Origin of the sequence: Pseudomonas sp. NPDC090203, from assembly GCF_044746765.1 — a bacterium.
Classification (GTDB): domain Bacteria; phylum Pseudomonadota; class Gammaproteobacteria; order Pseudomonadales; family Pseudomonadaceae; genus Aquipseudomonas; species Aquipseudomonas putida_AD.
On record NZ_JBIVCV010000002.1, the window covers coordinates 223837 to 244372 of the forward strand.

General features: G+C 60.4%; 22 protein-coding genes and 1 other RNA gene. 12 read left to right on the forward strand and 11 right to left on the reverse strand.

Annotation, left to right across the window (positions count from 1 at the left end; translation table 11 throughout):
• Positions 1-5 precede the first annotated feature (5 nt).
• The 3 genes from ACIPO9_RS03875 to ACIPO9_RS03885 all read left to right on the forward strand — a co-directional run bounded on the left by ACIPO9_RS03875 (position 6) and on the right by ACIPO9_RS03885 (position 4478).
• A complete protein-coding gene (locus ACIPO9_RS03875; protein ID WP_400778953.1) occupies positions 6-1970 on the forward strand; it encodes an acyltransferase family protein in 1965 nt (654 codons plus the stop codon).
• A gap of 73 nt (positions 1971-2043) precedes the next feature.
• Entirely contained in the window at positions 2044-3510 is a 1467-nt protein-coding gene (gene ubiD, locus ACIPO9_RS03880) for a 4-hydroxy-3-polyprenylbenzoate decarboxylase (protein ID WP_274133022.1), read from the forward strand.
• Entirely contained in the window at positions 3510-4478 is a 969-nt protein-coding gene (locus ACIPO9_RS03885) for a CDP-6-deoxy-delta-3,4-glucoseen reductase (protein WP_400778955.1), read from the forward strand. Before ubiD ends, ACIPO9_RS03885 begins: the two co-directional genes overlap by 1 nt.
• A gap of 8 nt (positions 4479-4486) precedes the next feature.
• On the opposite strand, the gene ACIPO9_RS03890 is transcribed toward ACIPO9_RS03885, so the two are convergent.
• Entirely contained in the window at positions 4487-4942 is a 456-nt protein-coding gene (locus ACIPO9_RS03890; protein WP_274133127.1) for a sn-glycerol-3-phosphate transporter, read from the reverse strand.
• A 360-nt stretch (positions 4943-5302) separates the two neighbouring features.
• Between ACIPO9_RS03890 and ACIPO9_RS03895 the strand changes: the two genes are divergently transcribed.
• Complete coding sequence (locus ACIPO9_RS03895; protein ID WP_400606038.1) at positions 5303-5974, forward strand: gamma-glutamylcyclotransferase; 672 nt, start codon at positions 5303-5305, stop codon at positions 5972-5974.
• A 302-nt stretch (positions 5975-6276) separates the two neighbouring features.
• Here the strand turns inward: ACIPO9_RS03895 and glpT are convergent, their stop codons facing one another.
• On the reverse strand, positions 6277-7626 hold the full coding sequence (gene glpT, locus ACIPO9_RS03900; protein WP_400778957.1) for a glycerol-3-phosphate transporter: 1350 nt from the start codon (positions 7624-7626) through the stop codon (positions 6277-6279).
• A 259-nt stretch (positions 7627-7885) separates the two neighbouring features.
• On the opposite strand from glpT, the gene ACIPO9_RS03905 reads away from it, so the two are divergent.
• Positions 7886-8290 carry an energy transducer TonB gene (locus ACIPO9_RS03905; RefSeq protein ID WP_400778959.1) on the forward strand — a complete coding sequence of 135 codons (405 nt, stop codon included), beginning with the start codon at positions 7886-7888 and terminating at the stop codon, positions 8288-8290.
• A complete protein-coding gene (locus ACIPO9_RS03910) occupies positions 8287-8922 on the forward strand; it encodes an energy transducer TonB (protein WP_400778961.1) in 636 nt (211 codons plus the stop codon). The genes ACIPO9_RS03905 and ACIPO9_RS03910 overlap by 4 nt, the downstream gene beginning before the upstream one ends.
• Before the next feature lie 81 nt (positions 8923-9003).
• Here ACIPO9_RS03910 and ACIPO9_RS03915 read toward each other — a convergent pair whose 3' ends face one another.
• The 4 genes from ACIPO9_RS03915 to ACIPO9_RS03930 all read right to left on the reverse strand — a co-directional run bounded on the left by ACIPO9_RS03915 (position 9004) and on the right by ACIPO9_RS03930 (position 12873).
• Positions 9004-9855: a hypothetical protein gene (locus ACIPO9_RS03915; protein WP_400778963.1), complete on the reverse strand. Its 852-nt coding sequence runs from the start codon at positions 9853-9855 to the stop codon at positions 9004-9006.
• A 46-nt stretch (positions 9856-9901) separates the two neighbouring features.
• Complete coding sequence (locus tag ACIPO9_RS03920; protein WP_400778965.1) at positions 9902-10183, reverse strand: bacteriocin immunity protein; 282 nt, start codon at positions 10181-10183, stop codon at positions 9902-9904.
• A 1-nt stretch (position 10184) separates the two neighbouring features.
• Positions 10185-11690 (reverse strand): S-type pyocin domain-containing protein, encoded by a 1506-nt coding sequence (locus ACIPO9_RS03925; protein WP_400778967.1) that lies wholly within the window; start codon positions 11688-11690, stop codon positions 10185-10187.
• Positions 11691-11895: 205 nt separating this feature from the next.
• Positions 11896-12873: an NADPH:quinone oxidoreductase family protein gene (locus tag ACIPO9_RS03930; protein ID WP_400778969.1), complete on the reverse strand. Its 978-nt coding sequence runs from the start codon at positions 12871-12873 to the stop codon at positions 11896-11898.
• Between the two features lie 165 nt (positions 12874-13038).
• Between ACIPO9_RS03930 and ACIPO9_RS03935 the strand changes: the two genes are divergently transcribed.
• Positions 13039-13434 carry a flagellar basal body-associated protein FliL gene (locus tag ACIPO9_RS03935; protein WP_274133125.1) on the forward strand — a complete coding sequence of 132 codons (396 nt, stop codon included), beginning with the start codon at positions 13039-13041 and terminating at the stop codon, positions 13432-13434.
• A gap of 110 nt (positions 13435-13544) precedes the next feature.
• On the opposite strand, the gene ACIPO9_RS03940 is transcribed toward ACIPO9_RS03935, so the two are convergent.
• Complete coding sequence (locus ACIPO9_RS03940) at positions 13545-13994, reverse strand: EVE domain-containing protein (RefSeq protein ID WP_400606024.1); 450 nt, start codon at positions 13992-13994, stop codon at positions 13545-13547.
• 195 nt (positions 13995-14189) lie between these two features.
• On the opposite strand from ACIPO9_RS03940, the gene ACIPO9_RS03945 reads away from it, so the two are divergent.
• On the forward strand, positions 14190-14336 hold the full coding sequence (locus tag ACIPO9_RS03945) for a hypothetical protein (protein WP_274133007.1): 147 nt from the start codon (positions 14190-14192) through the stop codon (positions 14334-14336).
• A 112-nt stretch (positions 14337-14448) separates the two neighbouring features.
• On the opposite strand, the gene ACIPO9_RS03950 is transcribed toward ACIPO9_RS03945, so the two are convergent.
• The 4 genes from ACIPO9_RS03950 to ACIPO9_RS03965 all read right to left on the reverse strand — a co-directional run bounded on the left by ACIPO9_RS03950 (position 14449) and on the right by ACIPO9_RS03965 (position 15898).
• Positions 14449-15075, reverse strand: a complete 627-nt coding sequence (locus ACIPO9_RS03950) for a 5-formyltetrahydrofolate cyclo-ligase (RefSeq protein ID WP_400606022.1) — start codon at positions 15073-15075, stop codon at positions 14449-14451.
• 89 nt (positions 15076-15164) lie between these two features.
• Positions 15165-15343, reverse strand: a non-coding RNA gene (gene ssrS / locus ACIPO9_RS03955) — 6S RNA.
• Positions 15344-15374: 31 nt separating this feature from the next.
• Positions 15375-15692 (reverse strand): cell division protein ZapA, encoded by a 318-nt coding sequence (locus tag ACIPO9_RS03960; protein ID WP_274133006.1) that lies wholly within the window; start codon positions 15690-15692, stop codon positions 15375-15377.
• The gene (locus tag ACIPO9_RS03965) at positions 15689-15898 is read right to left on the reverse strand and encodes a TIGR02449 family protein (protein WP_274133005.1); all 210 of its coding nucleotides are present in this window, start codon (positions 15896-15898) and stop codon (positions 15689-15691) included. Before ACIPO9_RS03965 ends, ACIPO9_RS03960 begins: the two co-directional genes overlap by 4 nt.
• 148 nt (positions 15899-16046) lie before the next feature.
• On the opposite strand from ACIPO9_RS03965, the gene ACIPO9_RS03970 reads away from it, so the two are divergent.
• The 4 genes from ACIPO9_RS03970 (at position 16047) to ACIPO9_RS03985 (ending at position 20476) form a co-directional block, all read left to right on the forward strand.
• Entirely contained in the window at positions 16047-16598 is a 552-nt protein-coding gene (locus ACIPO9_RS03970) for a YecA family protein (RefSeq protein WP_400778971.1), read from the forward strand.
• An 80-nt stretch (positions 16599-16678) separates the two neighbouring features.
• The gene (gene pepP / locus ACIPO9_RS03975) at positions 16679-18013 is read left to right on the forward strand and encodes a Xaa-Pro aminopeptidase (RefSeq protein ID WP_400606360.1); all 1335 of its coding nucleotides are present in this window, start codon (positions 16679-16681) and stop codon (positions 18011-18013) included.
• Positions 18010-19197 carry a 2-octaprenyl-6-methoxyphenyl hydroxylase gene (ubiH, locus tag ACIPO9_RS03980; RefSeq protein ID WP_274133002.1) on the forward strand — a complete coding sequence of 396 codons (1188 nt, stop codon included), beginning with the start codon at positions 18010-18012 and terminating at the stop codon, positions 19195-19197. Before pepP ends, ubiH begins: the two co-directional genes overlap by 4 nt.
• A gap of 58 nt (positions 19198-19255) precedes the next feature.
• Positions 19256-20476 carry a 2-octaprenyl-3-methyl-6-methoxy-1,4-benzoquinol hydroxylase gene (locus tag ACIPO9_RS03985; protein ID WP_400778972.1) on the forward strand — a complete coding sequence of 407 codons (1221 nt, stop codon included), beginning with the start codon at positions 19256-19258 and terminating at the stop codon, positions 20474-20476.
• The last annotated feature ends 60 nt before the right edge of the window (positions 20477-20536 follow it).

Below are 20536 nucleotides of genomic sequence, written 5' to 3' on the forward strand. Positions count from 1 at the left end.
GCGTCATGCATACCTTTGGCAATCGTCGGGACATCGACGGGCTGCGGGCTCTGGCTGTCATTCCGGTAGTGCTCTACCACTTCGGTTTTGGCGTCTTCAGCGGCGGCTTTGTTGGCGTCGATGTGTTTTTCGTCATCTCCGGTTTTCTGATTACCTCGATCATCTTTCGGGAAATCAGCGCCGGACGCTTCAGCTTTGTCGATTTCTGGGCGCGTCGGGCGCGCCGGATCATCCCCGCCCTGAGCGTGATGATGCTCGCGGCACTGCTGGTCGGCTGGCTGCTGATGCCCGCCAACGACTACTCGCAACTGGGCCGCGCGGTGCGCTATCAGGCGATGTTCGTCTCCAACATCCTGTTCATGCGCCAAGACGGCTACTTCAACCCCGCCTCCGATTTCAAACCGCTGCTGCATACCTGGTCGCTCTCGGTAGAAGAGCAGTACTACATCCTGTTTCCGTTGCTGATGGTGTTGCTGACCCGCTTCCTGCGGCATTGGCGCTGGATGCTGTTCGGTCTTCTGCTGGTGTCGTTTGCGCTCAACGTCTGGGTCATCAAACGCCAGCCTGATGCGGCGTTTTTCCTGCTGCCGATGCGCGCCTGGGAATTGCTGTGCGGTGCAATGCTCGCGGTGTTGCCCGCGCCTCGACACGCGCCATCGGCCAAGACCTGTCAGTGGGTAAGCCTGGCCGGGCTTGCGGCGGTGCTGTACGCGATTTTCGGTTTCGACAAGTACACGCAGTTCCCAGGCTGGGCGGCGTTGCTTCCGGTGCTCGGCGCCACGGCGATGATCTGGGCCAACGGCCACGCACCTACGCTTGTGGGGCGGCTGTTGAGCCTGCCGGTGATGGTGGGCGTCGGCCTGATTTCCTATTCCTGGTACTTGTGGCACTGGCCGGTTTTCGTCTACGCCAACGCCGTTTCTGTCGATGGCATGCAGGCGCTGGAGGCCGGTGGCTGGGTCGTGCTCAGCCTGGTGCTGGCGTTTTTGAGCTGGCGGCTGGTCGAATTGCCATTCCGCGAAAAGCGGATTCTGGCCGGGCGCAAGCAGGTGCTGGGCGCGGGCCTTGCGGCGCTGTTGGTCATCGGCGCGGCGGGGCAGGTAGTACGCGACGCCGACGGCATGCCGCAACGCCTCTCTGGTCAGGCGCAGCAGTATGCCCAGAGCCGGAACTGGCAACTGGGGCAGAAAGAGTGCCTGCTGCAGCGCAAAAGTGAAGACCTGACCAAGGTCTGCCGCTTTGCCGATGACGGTAATGCGCCCCCCGTGCAACTGGTGTGGGGAGACAGCCACGCCGCCGCGCTGATGCCGGCCATCGCCGCTGACGCCCGGCGCTATGAAACGCCGGTGTGGCTGGCGAGCCTGTCCGGTTGCCTGCCGATACAGGGGCACGAAACTCGTCAGCAATGCCAGGATTTCAATCAGGTGACCCTGCAATCGATTCGCGAAAACAAGATTCGCGACGTGGTGCTGGCCGCGCGCTGGAGCCTCTACCTCTATGGCGAGGAGGATGGCGACATGCAGCACGTGCTGTACCGCAATGACAGCCGTCGCATTGCCGAGCAACAGGTGGCCAAGGATCTGAGCGCCATGGTGCACAGCGTGCGCGAGACCGGCGCGCGGGTGTGGATCTTCAAGGAAGTGCCGCTGCAACGTCAGGGCACCGTGGCGCGGCTGGCCAGCCTCGCCATGGTCGGGCGTTCGGCCGAGCGCCTGGGGCGTCCGATCGCCGAGCATGAGGCGCGTCAGCAGTTTCTCGATGCGTTGTTCAGCCAGTTGAGCAGGGAAGATGCCCAGGTCCGCGTGCTGGACCCCGCGACTTTGATGTGTCCGGGTGGCATCTGCCGCGCCGAATTCGACGGCTATTCCCAGTACATGGATGAAAATCACCTCTCCGATCAGGGCGGGGAGCGCATGACCTCCCTGCTGGCGCCCATTTTCCTCGGTGAAAACCTGTCCAAAGGCGGATGAATGCACGCCAGGTGGCTGCTGTCGGCCGCCAGAGCAGGTAGGATGTGCATCTATTTGTTAAGTGGCCGGGTTAATGAAATTCAAGGATCTACGGGATTTCGTGCAGCAGCTTGAGCAGCGCGGAGAGTTGAAACGCATCCAGGTACCCATTTCTCCGGTGCTTGAGATGACCGAAGTCTGCGACCGGACCCTGCGCAACAAGGGCCCGGCCTTGCTCTTCGAGAACCCGACCGGCTTTGATATCCCGGTGCTCGGCAACCTGTTCGGCACGCCCGAACGCGTGGCCATGGGCATGGGCGCCGAGTCCACCGACGAGCTGCGGGAAATCGGCAAGCTGCTGGCCTTCCTCAAGGAGCCCGAGCCGCCCAAGGGCCTGAAAGACGCCTGGTCGAAGCTGCCGATCTTCAAGAAGGTCATCTCCATGGCGCCCAAGGTCGTCAAGGACGCCCCGTGTCAGGAAGTGGTCATCGAAGGCGATGACGTCGACCTGGGCATGCTCCCGGTACAGACCTGCTGGCCCGGCGACGTCGGCCCGCTGATCACCTGGGGCCTGACCGTCACCAAGGGTCCGAACAAAGAGCGCCAGAACCTGGGCATCTATCGCCAGCAGGTGATCGGCCGCAACAAGGTCATCATGCGCTGGCTCAGCCATCGCGGCGGCGCACTGGATTTCAAGGAATGGTGCGACAAGCACCCTGGCCAGCCATTCCCGGTGTCCGTGGCGCTGGGCGCAGACCCGGCGACGATTCTCGGCGCCGTGACGCCAGTTCCCGACAGCCTTTCGGAGTACGCCTTCGCCGGCCTGTTGCGTGGCAATCGCACCGAGCTCATCAAGTGCCGTGGCAATGACCTGCAAGTGCCGTCCAGCGCCGAGATCGTGCTCGAAGGCGTGATTCACCCCGGCGAAATGGCCGATGAGGGGCCGTACGGCGACCACACCGGCTATTACAATGAGGTCGACCGCTTCCCGGTGTTCACCGTCGAGCGCATCACCCACCGCATCAAGCCGATTTACCACAGCACCTACACCGGACGTCCGCCGGATGAGCCGGCGATTCTGGGCGTGGCGCTGAACGAGGTATTCGTACCGATCCTGCAGAAGCAGTTCCCGGAGATCACCGACTTCTACCTGCCGCCAGAAGGCTGCTCGTACCGCATGGCCGTCGTGACCATGAAAAAACAGTACCCGGGCCACGCCAAGCGCGTGATGCTGGGTGTCTGGTCGTTTTTGCGACAGTTCATGTACACCAAGTTCGTTATTGTCACCGACGACGATATCAACGCGCGGGACTGGAACGACGTCATCTGGGCAATCACCACGCGCATGGACCCCAAGCGCGACACGGTGATGATCGACAATACGCCGATCGACTACCTGGACTTCGCCTCGCCGATCTCGGGCCTTGGCTCGAAGATGGGCCTGGATGCGACCCATAAATGGCCGGGTGAAACCACCCGCGAATGGGGCCGAGCCATCGTCAAGGATGAAGCCGTCACGCGTCGTATCGACGAACTCTGGAATCAGCTGGGAATAGATTGATGCGTGTAACCTTGCAGCCGTCGGGCGCAGTACTTGAGACATTGCCCGGCGAGCGGATCCTCGATGCAGCCCAGCGCCTGGGTTATGAATGTCCACAGAGCTGCCGCAACGGCAATTGCCACATCTGCTCGGCGTTGCTGGTTGAAGGCAGTGTCGTACAGGCGGGCGAGCTGCATGGCCACGGCGAGATCTACACCTGTCTGGCAGTGCCGCAGGAAGATTGCGTCGTGGTGTGGGACAGCGTCCTGCCACTGGGCGAGCTGCCGGTGCGCAAGTTCGCCTGCCAGGTTACCGAATGCGTCGAAGTCGGCGGCGATGTGTGGCGGGTGATGCTGCGCGCCCCGGCCGGCAAGCCGCCGCGCTATCACGCCGGGCAATACCTGATGATTGCCCGCGACGACGGCGAGAAGTCCGCGTTCTCCATGGCTTCCGCCCCGGAAAGCGGGCGCGACCTGGAGCTGCATGTACTGGCCCGCGAAGCCAGCGCGCAAAATCTGATCAAACAGTTACAGCGTGACGGCATGGCGCGGGTGGAGTTGCCGTTTGGCGACACCCACCTGGGCGAACTGCCTGACGGTCCGCTGGTGTTGATCGCGGCGGGCACCGGCATGGGCCAGATGCACAGCCTGATCGAGCACTGCCGTTCCAAGGGCTTCCCGTATCCGGTCCACGTGTACTGGGGCGTGCGTCGCCCCGAGGATTTCTACGAGCTCAAGCACTGGGACGAGTGGAAAACCCTCGACAACCTCTACCTGCATCAGGTGGTCAGCGACCTCTGCGGTTGGGAAGGGCGCTGCGGCATGCTGCACGAGGCGGTCTGCGAGGACTTCCCGGATCTCAAATCCATCCAGGTCTATGCCAGCGGATCGCCGGCCATGGTCTACTCGACGCTCGACGCCCTCGTGGTTGCCGGCATGGACGCGCAGCAGATGCGCGCCGATGTGTTCGCCTACGCGCCCCGGTCCTGAGGCGCCCGCTAGAACCTCAAGCCGACGTTGGCCATCGCAGCGGAACTGCCCAGCAGCACCAGTTCTGCGGTGACCGGCTTGATGCTGATGCCGACGGCCGGAATAAGCGCCGGGGCGACTCCAAACCGGTTCAGCGGGATCTTGTCGCGGTATTTGCCCTTGTAGCCATGCAACAGCCCCCCGCTGAGCTTGGCATAGAACGGATGGTCAGTGCTGTCGAAGCGTTTGCCGCCATAGGCATAGACCGACCGCTGGCCGAACGAGTTACGAAAGGTTGCGGCGCCATACAGCCATCCCGACTCTTCATTGCGCTCCACGCCGATCAGGTTTTGCCGGTTGGTGTGCTCAGGGGAGGGCGAGAAGTGTCGGGTATAGACGCTGGTCTGCAGTTGCCAGAAGCCCCTGTCGTCGTGATCGGCATGGGCCGGGCTGAGCCATATGGCGCTGCCCAGCAGCAGTGGCAGGACTCTACTGAATGTATTCACGTGTCGTTCCGTTAATCGCCAGCGCGCACTGGGCGCGAACGCGCGGATTTATACGTAAGCCCCATTTGGCGCGTAAGTTGAAGTTTCCGATGGTTGCGTAGGAAACGTCCTAATCTGCCGACCGACAAATGGTCGCCAGGCTGCAGGCCGCATCCTGCCGGGCGGCGCGGCGGCTGGAGTGCGAATTGCATCTCTGATCGGGTTGATTCGGCTTTTCTGGCGTGACGGATTGCGTCAGGGTTGAGTCTGATAGTCATGCAGTTGCGAACGCTGCGTTCAGCGCGTGTGCAGGCGTTTAGCATTACACTGGCCTTGAGTTGGCCAGCGAGGAGCCAGAGGGTGAATCAAATCAATAGCTTGGTGGCAGCCGTCCATGAGGGTCTGGGGCTGAGTTATCCACCTGTTATCGACCTTGGCCCCAAACTGACCCACGAGCAACTCCTGGCCTCCATGCACGCCACCCTGTCCCGTCACGAAGGCGGCCCCATCTGGCTGTTCGCCTATGGGTCACTGATCTGGCGCCCCGAGTGCTCCGCCGTGGAGCGTCAGCGCGGTCGGGTGCATGGCTACCATCGCGGCCTGTATCTCTGGTCCCACGAACATCGCGGCACACCCGAGCAACCCGGCCTGGTCTTCGGTCTGGATCGCGGCGGCTCGTGCAGTGGTTTCGCCTATCGGCTGCCCGAAGAAAACATCGAGCAGTCCCTGCTGGCGCTGTGGGAGCGGGAGATGCCGTATCCCTCCTATCGCCCGCACTGGCTGAGTTGCCGCCTCGAAGACGGCACCAAGGTCCAGGCCCTGGGCTTCGTGCTCGAACGCCACCTGCCCAGCTACGCCGGCAACCTGCCCGACAGCATCCTGACCCAGGTCCTGGCCAACGCCGCCGGCCGCTACGGCACCACCTGGGAATACGTCGAACAAACCATCCACGCCCTACGCACCCACGCCATGCCGGACGTGAGCCTGGAAGAGCGCTTCAAGCGGTGCAGGCCGGTTTTGTTGGCGGTTTAAGGAGATTGGTATGAAGGATCGGTGTTCATCAGCGCTCTCAACGGTCGAGTCACGGAACTACCCGTAATTCCTGCGCCAAGACAGTCTGTGGGAGCGGGCTTGCCCGCGAATGTGTCAGCCATGATGACTCGATGGTGACTGACCCACCGCCTTCGCGGGCGAGCCCGCTCCCACAGGTGGGTCTTATGAGGTGGTCTTCATGCCCCGTAGCAGCACGGCTTGCCGGCGGTGGCGTCCGTTGCATCACTATCGCCGGCATCGGATCGCCGCCCGACCGTGCTGCTATATCAAGCCCAGCGGCCTTAAGCCACGGCTTCCCGCGACTGGCTCGCCACCCGCGTGTGACGCAGGGTCGGTGCCATGAACACGATCGACAACACGCACGCAGCAATCAGTATCACGAAGCCGCCATCCCAGCCGAAATGGTCCACGGTGTAGCCCATCAGCGCACTGGCCGCGACCGAGCCGCCCAGATAGCCGAACAGGCCGGTGAACCCTGCCGCAGTTCCTGCCGCCTTCTTCGGTGCCAGTTCAAGGGCCTGCAGACCGATCAGCATCACCGGGCCATAGATCAGGAAGCCGATGGAAACCAGCGCGATCATGTCGATGGTCGGGTTACCGGCCGGATTGAGCCAGTACACCAGGGTCGCCACTGTCACCAGCAACATGAACACGATTCCGGTCAGGCCACGGTTGCCACGGAAGATCTTGTCCGACATCCAGCCGCACAGCAGCGTCCCCGGAATGCCGGCCCATTCGTAGAAGAAGTAGGCCCAGGACGTCTTGTCGACATCAAAATGCTTGGCTTCCTTGAGGTAGGTCGGCGCCCAGTCCAGCACGCCATAGCGCAGCAGGTAGACGAACACGTTGGCCAGCGCGATGTACCAGAGCATCTTGTTGCGCAGCACATACTTGACGAAGATTTCCTTGGCGCTGAACTCCTCCTCGTGGCTCGCATCGTAGCCTTCCGGGAAGTCGTTCTTGTACTGCTCCACCGGCGGCAAGCCCACTGATTGCGGGGTGTCGCGCATGGTAGCGAAAGCGAACAACGCCACGAACAGCGCCACCGCAGCCGGTACATAGAATGCGGCGTGCCAGTCGTTGGTCCAGCCCAGGCCCAGCAGGAACAGCGGACCGATCAGGCCGCCACCGACGTTATGCGCCACGTTCCACACCGAAACCACGCCGCCGCGCTCCTTCTGCGACCACCAGTGCACCATCGTCCGCCCGCTCGGCGGCCAGCCCATGCCCTGCGCCCAGCCGTTGATGAACAGCAGGATGAACATGATCGTCACGCTCGACGTCGCCCAAGGCGCGAAACCGAACACGAACATCACCGCCGCAGAAACCAGCAGGCCAAACGGCAGGAAGTAACGCGGATTGGAGCGGTCCGACACCAGCCCCATCAGGAATTTCGACAGGCCATAGGCAATCGCGATCGCCGAAATCGCCACCCCCAGCTCACCCCGGGTGTAGCCCTGATCGATCAGGTAGGGCATGGCCAGCGAGAAGTTCTTGCGTAGCAGGTAGTACCCCGCATAGCCAAAGAAGATGCCTGCGAAAATCTGCCAGCGCAGACGACGGTACGTGCTATCGACGCGCTCGGCAGGCAGCGGGGCCTGATGCGCGGCAGGGCGGAAAAGGGCAAACATCGAACACTCCAGTGGCTTTTGTTTTGTTATGCGAATCCGAATATTACATTTTCATTACAGAAAATAGGAAGGTTTCTCATCGCTGAACGTTCCGGATTCCGGCGATTTGCCGTGTTGGATTACGAACATGACGCGAATGTGTATCTCTGGATTTCGTCTTTCAGATTTGTCCTACTTGAGAACAGGAATCGTTCCCTTACTTGCGCCATCACTCCGCCATACCATCGCCGCCATCTGCCGCAGGGCGTCTGGAGTGGAGGTGAAGGTGAAGTTGCTATGGAGGATTTCAGGGATCGTCGGGCTTAGCGCGCTGCTGCTGGGTGGCGCGTACGCCAGCGATACGTCCCATCCCGAGTTCGATCGATATGTATCCCCCGCGTACCCGTCCTCGCTGCGTGGCGGCAAGTTGTTTTCCAGTGCGCGGGTGGATTACGACATCCACCACGACGGCTCGGTGAGCGGCATCAGGGTTGTGGAACAAACCGACCGGAAGGCGGCAAACGCCGTTGTTTCTGCCATCAGACGCTGGCGCTTCAAGCCTTGGGACGTCACGGATGAGATGCCGGCGGTGATAGGTGAGTCGGTCCATTACCTGTTCGATCAGGAGCGGCTGGAGCAGCGCTTGCGTATGGTGATTTCGTGGGAAAGGAGGCAGGAATCGTGAAGGGACTGGTCTTGTGTATCGCGCTTGGCCTGAGCGCCCTGGCTCAGGCTGAGGAAATGAAACTGGAATACGAAAAGCAGCCTCATGCTGTTTATCCAGCAAGCCTTTATCGTGCGGGAGTATCCGGTGTGGTGCGCGTGGAGTTTTCCGCCCACCACGATGGTTCGATCACCGACATTGAAGTGCTGCAAAGCTCCTACCGCGAATTTGCCGAGTCGGCGATTCGCACCGTTTCCCGCTGGCGGCTCAAGCCGTGGACGGTCGATGCCAGCAGCCCGGCAACGATTCGGGTGCAGACCGATGTGTATTTCGCGGCCAAGGGCGACAGCCGTGAACTGATGGCGCGCATGCGCAGCCGTGTGCGGTCGTTGAGCTGCGCCAGGATCAACAAAGAGGCCGACTACCTCAAGCAGAAGATCCCCGATGAGTACGCGGTGGAAATCCCCACGTTTCGCCACACCCGACAGTTGCTGGCGCGCAAGGCTCATAACGAGAAGTTGTCGTTTGCAGCTGACAGGGAAATCGATGAGCAGTTTGTAAGCGCGATCCCGGGGATACTGAGTGCGTGTCGGGAGCGCCCGGAGCTCAAGTATCTGGATTTGTTGCCAGAGCGGATCAGGGCGCGGTTGTAGGTTTCGGCGAGTGACCGGTGCAAAAGAGCACAGATGTTGAATCTGCGCTCCTTTGCTTGCGGTTACCCCGTCTGCTTTGGGTTAGCGTGCAGTGGCTGCCAGCGCAGGTGATGTATTCAGATACGGACCGATGGCTGAAGCGTACTGAGCCACGGCTGCGTCAATGCTGTGCTTGAGAGCCAGCGTTGCGCGGTCGATTTCCGCCATGGCGGCTGGGCCGGGAATGAAGAAGATTTCACGTGCAGGGCGGTGCTCCGCTGACTGCTCAGTGTTGCCATCGTTTGCCTCGGCAGGAGTTGCCGGTTGCGGCATTGATGCCTCCGCGAGCGCAAGAGCCATGCGTGCTTCTTCAAGCGCGGCTTCTTCGGCTTTGCGCTGGGCAAGTGCCCGCGCCGCGGCTTCGGCCTGTTGTGTGGCAAGCAGGCGAGCAGCCTGTTCGGCTGCGAGACGTGCAGCGGCTTCAGCCTCTCGCTGGGCCTGCAGGCGCGCCGCCTCTTCCTGAATTCGACGCCGCTCTGCCTCTTCGGCCTGACGCTGTGCGGCTATTCGGGCAGCCTCCTGTGCAGCTTGAACGGCGCGCTGATGAGCTTCCTGCTCAAGTCTGGTTTGCACTGGAGCGAGATTATTTACGAACACCTGCAGATACTTGATGATCTCGTGTGTCGCCCATCGCGGAAAAGGTTGATGCGCCGGCCCGGTGATAAACGAGAGATCTGTCCCCTGCAGCATGTCGGCGATAACGCCCGCCATTTCATCACCTGGGGCGAGAGGTTCATAGAGAGAGCGTTTATATGCGATCAGATTGTTTGCCACTGCCCGGTGGTGGGCGACGCGTTGAATAGCTGTGAATCCTGACGTATCGCCTACGTGTGCCGTCAGTTCGGCTCGGATGGCGTATGGCAGTTGGTTGAGCTGAAGATTAATGTCGTGCATATGTATTACATCCGTGTTTTGGATTGGTATGTTCTAGTAGTCTGGCTCAGTCATGTTCTGACTTAAATCCCGGCATCCCGTTAGCCGCCCGCCAATTCTTGACCTCTTCAAGAACTCCTTGTGGACTATCATCCTGTCCCGGCTTTGGATAGAAAATCACGTCGGATTGATTAGGATGCCCTGAAATTTTTTCGAAATGTTTTACGTGCGCCCTAACGAAGGCATCAAACTCATCAGCTGGGAGATTTTCATGTGGGCTGAAGATGTTTTGAAGGAATTCTAAAAATTCCGCCTCTGTGTAGTCCTCAAGTTTTTCTTTGAAAATCATGTTATTCACCTTTGTGATATTCAATGTGCTGCGCTGGGGTCATGATAACCATATTGTCCATATCGTATACTGCCCCTCCTTTGGCAACCTCGTCCACATGATGGATCTCGAATTTATCTCGGCCGCCGACCTGATCATTTTTTTGTGGGTATGGTGCCTTCCCGCGTTTTGCCTGCGACAGATTTGCACTGCTCAACTGAGGCCCCAGTTGTGCGTCCGCAGCGACGGCCTCCCAGAATGCTTCACGGAATCTATCAAAATTTTTAAACCTCTGACCACGTAACTGGTTGGCAATTTGAGCAGGGACGGGTGCTCCAGTTGTTCTGGTTTTATCACCGAGCCAGGTTCCCTGTACAGGAGATCCATACCCACTTGCAACGCCCGCGATCTGCCTCGGGTTTTTGAAGTAAATATACGCGCTGCCGAGTCCTAATTCTGCGGGTAATGGGACTATGTAGTCGTCTGGTTCTACAGTGTGTTCGGGATGGATGTTATGTTGAGGGCGCGCAGGCGTACTATCGCCCCCAGTGTAAAGAGGGCTGCTCTGTGGGGCGGAAGGCAGACTCGTGGAGCTGGCGTCTGGGAGTTGCTGTGGCGTCCATGTCAGCGTTGGTGTGGATTCACCATCTCGCGTAAAGTTATAAGTGTTTGTAACGGGATCATAGACAGCTGGTCTTACCCGAACTTGAGATCCGACAGCTACGCCGTCTACCTCTCTCCATTCCACACGACTATCTGATGCGTCGGCACTAGGCATCAACCGGTGAGTTACAGCGGTCGTCCCTTTGTTGCCCGCAACAAATCCAAGATCGGTTTCACTGACTCCCAGTTCGGAAGCTGGCGTTGTGAAAATTGCAGGAGCTAGTTCGCTCGGGGCAAGATCTGACGGGTAAAGCGCCGCCAGTAAGGGCAGCTGCCTCCCCAGAGTTGCGGCTGCTTTACGAATCAGAAGTTTTTTCGCGATCTCGGTTGCCCTTTCCAATCCTTTTGGATGGCCAGTAGAGACCGTATTGGGGCTCGCGATTGTCGACCAGAGCCGCCCGGCATCGGATGCATGTTTTATATAGTCTTCCGCATTCCTCCTCTCACTTTCTAGTGCGGCTTTTTGCGCAGTTAAGTTGGCTTCCGCCATAAGCCGCTGAGCAAGTTTGTTAGCCTCGTCTCTAGCCTGATCCTCCGCCGACTGGCGAGCAGAGGAGTCTGCCTGAGCTTGAGCAAGCTCGCGTGCTCTCTGGTCAGCTGCGCGATCAGCCGCTTCTGCATCTCTGCGCGCAACTTCGGCAGCAATAATCGATGCAGCTTCTGCCTCACGGGCAGCAGCAGCTGCTTCCTCTGCCCACATCGTCTGAAGCCAGGCAGCAATGGTGTCACTTCCATCGAAGTCCTGATTTAAGATCTCGCCCCTGCTGCCAAGCCCATAGCCGTAAGGCACATCAGAATGGAATCCAGGGCCGTTCCCTGAGTCCAGAGGTATGCCGCGATTTACGATAATATTTTTTTCGGCCATACAGTTTCTCCTTGTTAGCTGTATGGCGTTGAAGTAACTATGTTTGTGATATAAAGGTTGTATAGATAATTATTACTTTTTGATTTTAATTTGTGCTAGGGGCGTCGCGACTCTTGTACAGTTATTGAAGGATGGGCTCTAGGGCAAGAGAACCTCAAAGGAACGCCCGCCGTTGCGGCAGGCGCTTTGCAGATGAGTAATGACTTCACCTCACCCCAACCACCACCTTCCCAACCGCCTTCCTCTGCCCCAACGAATCAATCGCTTCCCCCGCCCGCTCCAGCGGATAAACCTTCGACACCAACGGTTTCAATTTCCCTTCGCCGTACCATTTGAACAGTTGCTGGAAGTTCGCCGCGTTGTCCTGTGGTTGGCGCTGGGCGAAGGAGCCCCAGAAGACGCCGACGACCGAGGCGCCTTTCAACAGCGCGAGGTTGACGGGCAGTTCCGGGATGCGGCCGCTGGCGAAGCCGACGACGAGCAGGCGGCCGTTCCAGGCGAGGGCGCGCACGGCCTGGTCGAAGAGGTCGCCGCCGACGGGGTCGTAGATGACGTCGACGCCGTTGCCGTTGGTGAGGCGCTTGAGTTCGTCCTTGAGGCTGCTTTCGCTGTAGTTGATGAGTTCGTCGGCGCCGGCGTTTCTGGCGACTTCCAGTTTGTCGGCGCTGCTGGCGGCGGCGATGACGCGGGCGCCCATGGCTTTGCCGATTTCCACGGCGGCCAGGCCCACGCCGCCCGAGGCGCCGAGCACCAGGAGTGTTTCGCCGGGTTGCAACTGGGCGCGCTGTTTGAGGGCGTGCATGGAGGTGCCGTAGGTCATGCTGAATGCGGCGGCGGTGGTGTAGTCCATTGCTTCGGGGATGGGCAGGACGTTGTACCCGGCCACGGCGATCTGTTCGGCGAAGCTGCCCCAGCCGGTGAGGGCCATGACCCGGTCGCCGACCTTGAGGTGGCTGACTTTTTCACCCACCGCGCTCACCACGCCCGAGGCTTCGCCGCCGGGGGAAAAGGGGAAGGGCGGCTTGAACTGGTATTTGTCTTCGATGATGAGGGTGTCGGGGAAGTTGACCCCGGCGGCGTGCACGTCGAGCAGAATTTCGTTCTTTTTCGGTTCCGGGGTGGCGACGTCTTCCAGCACCAGATTTGCGGCGGGACCGAAGGCTTTGCAGAGCACGGCTTTCATCGGGGCTATTCCTTTTCCAGTGATGGCCGATAAGTGTAGGTAGAGGGGTTTTGGGGTCAATGAGCATGACCCGGCCTGATAGACCTACATAAGCCGCAGAGCCCTGTAAGCTATGGCGCACCGGATTAGAGGAGTGGGATTTTGAAAGCGAAAGCGTGGATTCTGATGCTGTTGACGTTGTCGATGCCTGTTGTGGCAATGGCCAACGAAGAGGGTGGCGAGAAAGATGACCCGAACAAGGTTTCCTATGTGGCCCTGACCCCGCCGTTCGTGGGCAACTATGCGCTCGATGGCGGGCCGAAGCTGCACGTGTACAAGGCTGACGTGGCCTTGCGCGTGACCGGCGCCGAGGCGCAGAAGCTGGTGAAGGCCAATGAGCCGCTGATTCGGAATCAGTTGGTGGCGCTGTTCACCCAGCAGACGATCGAGTCCATGAGCAACGTCGATGCCAAGGAAAAGCTGCGTCAGGAAGCCCTGAAGCAGACCCAGCAGGTGTTGAGCCAGGAGACTGGCAAGCCTGTGGTGGATGATCTGTTGTTCAACAACTTCATCGCGCAGTGATGCAGTGAACTTCCCGTAGCAGTCCGGCTTGCCGGCGTCAGCGATCAAAGGACCGTCGACGCCGGCAAGCCGGACTGCTACGGGGCGATGTCGTTGGCGGTTGAATTTTTTCAGCGCAAGGCCAGCACCGCAGCCCATTCTTCCGGCGTGACAGGCATGACCGACAGCCGGCTGCCTTTTTGCACCAAGGGCATTTGCTCAAGGGCGGCCTGTTGTTTGAGGTAGCCCAGGCCCAGCACCTTGGGGAAAATCTCGACGAAGGCGACGTTGATTGCGCTCCAGGGGTTTTTGTCCTGGCTGGCCTTGGCGTCGAAGTAGTGGCTGGTGTTGTCCAGCGCCGTGGGGTCGGGATACGCGGCTTCGACGATTTTGCCGATACCCGCGATGCCCGGTTCAGGGCAGCTCGAATGATAGAAGAAGAATTCGTCGCCCACCGCCATGGCGCGCAGGAAGTTGCGTGCCTGGTAGTTCCGAACCCCATCCCAGCGGGCCTCGCCCAGTTTTTTCAGGCCTGCGATGGACAGCTCGTCAGGCTCGGATTTCATCAGCCAATAGGCCATTTTTGAAGCTCCTGAATGGGGTCTGGACAGGTTGTCCGACGCTTTCGTGACAAACCGACAGTCGGTTGACGCCAGTATTTGCGTGTTGGGTCACGTTGTTGGAGAATGCCGCCACTTCAAGCGCTACACCGCTACGCGGCCCTATTTTCAGAGGCAGTGGATGCCGGGTTTTGATTTGCCAAAGGGGGGCAATCAATGCAACGCAAGCCGGATTTACTATGGATTTTGGTCATTTTGTTCGGCTTGGGCATTGTCACCACCGGTTACGCGCAAAGTCTCTGGTCGGCCAAGACCGACGCACCGGTTGAAATCACCCAGCAACAGCAGCCGTATCGCCGCTAGTTCCCCCGGATACACCGCTTGTAGGAGCGCGCTTGCCCGCGACGGCGGTGTGTCGGTGACAAATCCATACCTGACACATCGCAATCGCGGGCAAGCGCGCTCCGACAAGCTGTCACGCCATATACCAGCGCTTGTCCGATACCGTTCCTTGTAGCGGTACATCCCAACTGGCAACCGCCAGCTTTCCGACTTTCTGACACTCATGGGCCATGCCCAGCAGCACTGGCTTCTGCCAGGCCTTGCGGCGTGCCTGATACGCCAGGCTGCGGTCGTAGAATCCACCGCCCATGCCCAGCCGACCGCCCTGGTCATCAAAACCCACCAATGGCATCAAGATCAGGTCCAGCGCCCAGATCTTGCGCTGCTGGCGCGGGTTGATGTGCGGCTCGGGAATGCGAAACCGATTGGGACGAAACTTATCCCCGGGCCTCACACGCTGAAACACCATCTTGGTCCGTGGCCAGGCGCTGAGCACCGGAAGATAGGTCGCCTTGCCGCGCCGTTGTGCTTCACGCAGCAGCAGGCGCGGGTCGATTTCACCGTCCATCGGAAGGTACAGCGAAACATGCCGGGAACGTCGAAAAAGCGGGTTTTGCGCCAGTTGCCGGTACAAGCCCTGTGCCGCTCGTCGCTGTTCTGCGCGGTTGAGCGCGCGGCGGGCCTTGCGTAGAACGCGGCGTAACTGAGGGCGGGAGAGGGTGGACGAATCGTTCAGGGAGGCTGCGCCAGAAGAGGTCATGCAGGCGGGTCCGTGCGATTTGAAGGAGTGACCGTGCGATCACGATCTCCATTGCCAGACAGGGCGCCTGGCAATGGATAGAGAATTCGAGACTCCCCGACGAACCGCTGTCGGTGTAGCCCTTGAACCCGAAAGTTCAAGGTGGAGATTGCAGGAGGTTTTAAGGCTTTCCGTCGAGCGGACATGCACACCAACCCCAACGTGCAACCCCCGTGGTTGTGCGTATCGGCTCAGGGACATGACCGACTGGCAAGCACTCCAGGGAGCGGTCGCAAGTATACCCAATCATGTCCGAACAATCAGCCTTGTGCTTTATCCGAATCCGTGGCAAGGACCAGGTCCACACGCTCGAGAAGGTCGCGAACCTGCTCGCGAGTCGAGCCGTTGGCCTGGGTCTGCGGCAGTTCCTGTTTGTGCAACAGGTCATGAGTAATGTTCAGGGCGGCCATCACGGCAATGCGGTCGGCGCCGATCACTTTGCCGCTGCTGCGGATCTCGCGCATCTTGCCATCCAGGTAGCGGGCGGCGCTGACCAGGTTGGTGCGCTCCTCCTGAGGGCAGATGATCGAATACTCTTTGTCGAGAATTTGAACGGTGATGCTGTTGCCATTACTCATGAGTCTTGCTCCAGGGCCTTGAGGCGCGAAATCATGGACTCGACCTTTTGCCGGGCGATTTCGTTCTTTTCAATGAGGTGAGCGCGTTCCTCGCGCCAGGATTTTTCCTGAGCTAATAAGAGTCCGTTTTGACTTTTTAGTTGCTCGACACGATTGATCAATAACTCCAGTCGGGCCATCAGCGCATGCAGGTCGTTGTCTTCCATTGTTTTCCACTGATTATTTTCAGATGAGTGGTGCAGGTGCTGGCGTCTGGATCGCCTCGAAATTCGCCTGGATAGCTTGGGTGCGTCTGCCGGTGCTACGATACAAGGCCTCCATTCTAGACATTGCGCCGCTTGGCGCCTAGTTGCCATGCCTAAACAGAATTCCCCGTATACCGGTTTTGCGACCCTGCTCAGCAGCGCAGGCCACCCCGTTTCCCCCGCCGAGTTGCACGGCCTGTTGCTGGGCCGCAGTTGCGCCGGCGCAGGCTTCGATGCCGAGGAGTGGATCGCCGATGCGATTCTGCTGCTGGAAACCGAACCTGAAGCCAACGTCCGCCAGGCCCTGATCGGCCTGCAGGAGATGGTCAAGGGCGAGCTGACCGGCGATGACATGGCTGTCGTGCTGCTGCTTCCCGGCGACGACGAACCCCTGTCCGACCGTACGGCCGCCATGGGCCAGTGGTGCCAGGGCTTCCTCAACGGCTTCGCCCGTGTCGGCGGTCAGTCGCTGAGCGAAGACGCCCGCGACGTCCTGCAAGACCTGGCCGCCATCGCGCAAATCCAGGACACCCTGGAAGAGTCCGAAGACGGCGAGAGCGATTTCATGGAAGTCATGGAATACCTGCGCGTCGCGCCGCTGCTGCTGTTCACCGAGTTCAACAAGAAAGCGGAACCTGAAGCCAAACCTTCCCTGCATTGATTGCCCACTGCCGCGAACCGGTCGCTGGCGCCTGAGCGCGTCAGTGGCCGGAGCGCTCATCCGGAGGACCGTACTTGCCCATGATCCATATCCCGAAAGCCGAATATGCCCGTCGCCGCAAAGCCTTGATGGAGCAGATGGAGCCCAACAGCATCGCCATTCTGCCGGCGGCTGCCGTGGCCATTCGCAATCGTGATGTCGAACATGTGTACCGTCAGGACAGCGACTTTCAGTATCTGAGCGGCTTTCCCGAGCCCGAGGCCGTGATCGTGCTGATTCCCGGGCGCGAGTACGGCGAGTACGTGCTCTTCTGCCGCGAACGCAACCCCGAGCGCGAGCTGTGGGACGGTTTGCGCGCAGGACAGGACGGCGCCATCCGCGATTTCGGCGCCGACGATGCATTCCCCATCACCGACATCGACGACATCCTGCCGGGCCTGATCGAAGGCCGCGACCGGGTGTATTCGTCCATGGGCAGCAACCCCGAGTTCGATCGTCATGTGATGGAGTGGATCAACGTCATTCGCTCCAAGGCGAACCTGGGTGCGCAGCCGCCCAAGGAATTCGTTGCGCTGGATCACCTGCTGCACGACATGCGCCTGTATAAATCCGCCGCGGAAGTGAAGGTGATGCGTGAGGCCGCGCAGATTTCTGCCCGTGCCCACGTGCGTGCGATGCAGGCCAGCCGTGCGGGCCTTCACGAGTTCAGCCTGGAGGCCGAGCTCGACTACGAATTCCGCAAGGGCGGGGCAAAGATGCCGGCCTATGGCTCCATCGTCGCTTCGGGCCGCAACGCCTGCATCCTGCACTATCAGGAGAATGACGCACCGCTCAAGGATGGCGACCTGGTGTTGATCGACGCCGGCTGCGAGATCGACTGTTACGCCAGCGATATCACCCGGACCTTCCCGGTCAATGGCAGGTTTTCTCCCGAGCAGAAGGCGATCTACGAGCTGGTGCTCAGGTCCCAGGAAGCGGCGTTCGCAGCGATCAAGCCGGGCAACCACTGGAACCAGGCTCACGAGGCGACGGTTCAGGTCATCACCCAGGGCCTTGTGGAGCTTGGGTTGCTACAGGGCGAGGTCGATGAACTGATCGCCAGCGAAGCGTACAAAGCTTTCTATATGCATCGCGCCGGGCACTGGCTGGGTATGGACGTGCATGATGTCGGCGAGTACAAGGTCGGCGGCGAGTGGCGTGTGCTGGAAGTCGGCATGGCGTTGACGGTCGAGCCTGGCATTTACGTGGCGCCGGACAACCAGAACGTCGCAAAGAAATGGCGCGGGATTGGTGTACGAATCGAGGACGATGTCGTGGTGACCAAAAAAGGCTGTGAAATCCTGACCGGCGGTGTGCCCAAGACGGTGGCCGAGATCGAGGAACTGATGGCTGCTGCGCGGGTGGAAGTCGCATGAGCCGCTTCAATCTGGCCATCGTCGGCGGCGGCCTGGTTGGCGCCAGCCTGGCGTTGGCGTTGCAGGCAGGTGCCAAGGCGCGGGGCTGGAAGATCGTGATGATCGAGCCTTTCGCTCCCGGCGACAGTTATCAGCCGAGCTACGACGCGCGTTCCTCTGCGCTGTCTTTTGGCGCGCGGCAGATCTACGACCGGCTCGGCCTGTGGCAGCAGATCAGCCGTCGCGCCGAGCCGATCCTGCAGATTCAGGTGTCCGACAAAGGCCGCTTCGGCGCGGCACGGTTGTCTTCGATGGAAGAAGGTGTGCCAGCACTGGGCTATGTGGTCGAAAACGCCTGGCTGGGCCAATGCCTGTGGCAAGGTTTGGACAAGGATGTGGTCAGTTGGCGCGTGCCGGCGGAAGTGAAACAGATGCAGGCGCTGCCCGATGGCTATCGCCTGACCTTGAACGACGAAACCCAGATCGAATGCGACCTGGCGGTGCTGGCCGACGGTGGCCGTTCCAGCCTGCGCGAGCAACTGGGCATCGCGGTCGACAGCACGCCCTATGACCAGAGTGCGTTGATCGCCAACATCACCCCCGGCGAGGCCCATTGCGGACAGGCGTTCGAGCGCTTCACCGATGAAGGCCCGATGGCATTGCTGCCCCTGCCGGAGAACCGCTGCGCGCTGGTCTGGACCCGCACCGGCAATGATGTGCAACGGCTGATGTCACTGGATGACCGCAGTTTTCTCAACGAATTACAGGGCATCTTCGGCTATCGCCTGGGTGCGCTGAAACAGGTGGGTGTGCGTCATACCTACCCGCTGTCGCTGATTCAGGCGCAGGAACAGGTGCGCTCCAATCTGGTCGTGCTCGGCAACGCGGCTCATAGCCTGCACCCGATTGCCGGGCAGGGTTTCAACCTGTCACTGCGCGATGCGGCGTCGCTGGCCGAAGCGCTGCTCGCCAGCGACGCGCCGCCCGGCGATCTGGCGACCCTGCAGGCTTATCGCGACCGTCAGTTCATGGACCAGAAACTCACCGTCGGTTTCTCCGATCAGGTCACCCGCCTGTTCGGCAGCCGCCAACCGGTGATTACCGCTGGCCGCAATATCGGCCTGCTTGGCCTGGACTTGCTGCCGTCGGCCAAGAGCTGGTTCGCCCGCCAGGCCATGGGGCTGGGGACGCGGGCGGATGTCTGAGTCTATTTTTCATTGCCGGGCTATGCCACGTACGCCACACACGAGAACGATTTAAAGCATGGAAACGCGCGCAGATCTGCTGATTGTCGGGGCTGGAATGGTCGGGAGCGCGCTTGCGCTGGCCCTGCAGAACAGCGGGTTGAACATTCTGGTGGTCGACGGCAGCCCGTTGAGTGTCAAACCCTTCGACCAGGACGCGCCTTTCGAGCCGCGGGTCAGTGCTTTGTCGGCGGCCAGCCAGCGCATCCTTGAACGGCTGAATGTCTGGGACGGCATCGTCTCGCGACGCGCCAGCCCGTACGGCGAAATGCACGTGTGGGACGGCAGCGGCACGGGCAAGGTGCACTTCTCGGCGTCCAGCGTGCACGCCCAGGTGCTGGGGCATATCGTGGAAAACCGCGTGGTCCAGGATGCCTTGATCGAGCGTCTGCACGATTGCGACATCGGCCTGTTGGCCAACGCAAGGCTGGAGCAGATGCGCCGCTCCGGCGATGACTGGCTGCTGACCCTGGCCGATGGCCGCACCTTGCGCGCGCCGCTGGTGGTGGCGGCCGACGGCGCCAATTCGACCGTGCGACGCATGACCGGCACCGCGACCCGCGAATGGGACTACATGCACCACGCCATCGTGACCAGCGTTCGCACGGCACAATCCCACCGCAGCACTGCCTGGCAGCGCTTTACCGATGAAGGTCCGCTGGCATTCCTGCCGCTGGAGCGTGACGGCGAGCATTGGTGTTCGATTGTCTGGTCGGTGACCCCGGCTGAATCCGAACGCTTGATGGCCTTGGATGAGGACACTTTCTGCCGGGAACTGGAGAGGGCATTCGAGGGGACTTTGGGACAGGTCGTTTCAGCCGATCCGCGAGTGTGTGTGCCGTTGCGTCAGCGACATGCCAAACGCTATGTGGCCGAAGGGCTGGCGCTGATCGGTGATGCCGCGCACACCATCCACCCGCTGGCGGGGCAGGGCGTGAACCTGGGTTTCCTGGATGCTGCGGTGCTGGCCGAAGTGCTGCACAACGCCGCCGAGCGAGGCGAGCGCCTGGCCGATCAGAAGGTGTTGAGCCGCTACGAACGCCGCCGCATGCCGCACAACCTGGCGCTGATGGCTGCGATGGAAGGCTTCGAGCGACTGTTCCAGGCCGATCCGCTGCCGGTTCGCTGGCTGCGTAACACCGGGTTGAAAATGGTGGACCAGTCGGCCGAGGCCAAGGCGATGTTTGTTCGTCAGGCGTTGGGTTTGACCGGGGATTTGCCGGAGTTGGCCAAGATCTGAGGGTTTGCAACATCTCGTAACGGCTCCGCACGGATTTCGTTGATGAGATTCACTACCATT

Excerpts from the sequence above, each read along its gene's own strand:
- ACIPO9_RS03985 (WP_400778972.1), top strand. The coding sequence starts at position 19,256 with ATGGAAACGCGCGCAGATCTGCTGATTGTCGGGGCTGGAATGGTCGGG.
- ACIPO9_RS03940 (WP_400606024.1), bottom strand. The coding sequence starts at position 13,994 with ATGGCCTATTGGCTGATGAAATCCGAGCCTGACGAGCTGTCCATCGCA.
- ACIPO9_RS03915 (WP_400778963.1), bottom strand. The coding sequence starts at position 9,855 with ATGCACGACATTAATCTTCAGCTCAACCAACTGCCATACGCCATCCGA.
- pepP (WP_400606360.1), top strand. The coding sequence starts at position 16,679 with ATGATCCATATCCCGAAAGCCGAATATGCCCGTCGCCGCAAAGCCTTG.
- ACIPO9_RS03970 (WP_400778971.1), top strand. The coding sequence starts at position 16,047 with ATGCCTAAACAGAATTCCCCGTATACCGGTTTTGCGACCCTGCTCAGC.
- ubiD (WP_274133022.1), top strand. The coding sequence starts at position 2,044 with ATGAAATTCAAGGATCTACGGGATTTCGTGCAGCAGCTTGAGCAGCGC.
- glpT (WP_400778957.1), bottom strand. The coding sequence starts at position 7,626 with ATGTTTGCCCTTTTCCGCCCTGCCGCGCATCAGGCCCCGCTGCCTGCC.
- ubiH (WP_274133002.1), top strand. The coding sequence starts at position 18,010 with ATGAGCCGCTTCAATCTGGCCATCGTCGGCGGCGGCCTGGTTGGCGCC.
- ACIPO9_RS03965 (WP_274133005.1), bottom strand. The coding sequence starts at position 15,898 with ATGGAAGACAACGACCTGCATGCGCTGATGGCCCGACTGGAGTTATTG.
- ACIPO9_RS03950 (WP_400606022.1), bottom strand. The coding sequence starts at position 15,075 with ATGACCTCTTCTGGCGCAGCCTCCCTGAACGATTCGTCCACCCTCTCC.
- ACIPO9_RS03960 (WP_274133006.1), bottom strand. The coding sequence starts at position 15,692 with ATGAGTAATGGCAACAGCATCACCGTTCAAATTCTCGACAAAGAGTAT.
- ACIPO9_RS03925 (WP_400778967.1), bottom strand. The coding sequence starts at position 11,690 with ATGGCCGAAAAAAATATTATCGTAAATCGCGGCATACCTCTGGACTCA.
- ACIPO9_RS03935 (WP_274133125.1), top strand. The coding sequence starts at position 13,039 with ATGCTGTTGACGTTGTCGATGCCTGTTGTGGCAATGGCCAACGAAGAG.
- ACIPO9_RS03930 (WP_400778969.1), bottom strand. The coding sequence starts at position 12,873 with ATGAAAGCCGTGCTCTGCAAAGCCTTCGGTCCCGCCGCAAATCTGGTG.
- ACIPO9_RS03945 (WP_274133007.1), top strand. The coding sequence starts at position 14,190 with ATGCAACGCAAGCCGGATTTACTATGGATTTTGGTCATTTTGTTCGGC.
- ACIPO9_RS03885 (WP_400778955.1), top strand. The coding sequence starts at position 3,510 with ATGCGTGTAACCTTGCAGCCGTCGGGCGCAGTACTTGAGACATTGCCC.
- ACIPO9_RS03875 (WP_400778953.1), top strand. The coding sequence starts at position 6 with ATGCATACCTTTGGCAATCGTCGGGACATCGACGGGCTGCGGGCTCTG.
- ACIPO9_RS03920 (WP_400778965.1), bottom strand. The coding sequence starts at position 10,183 with ATGATTTTCAAAGAAAAACTTGAGGACTACACAGAGGCGGAATTTTTA.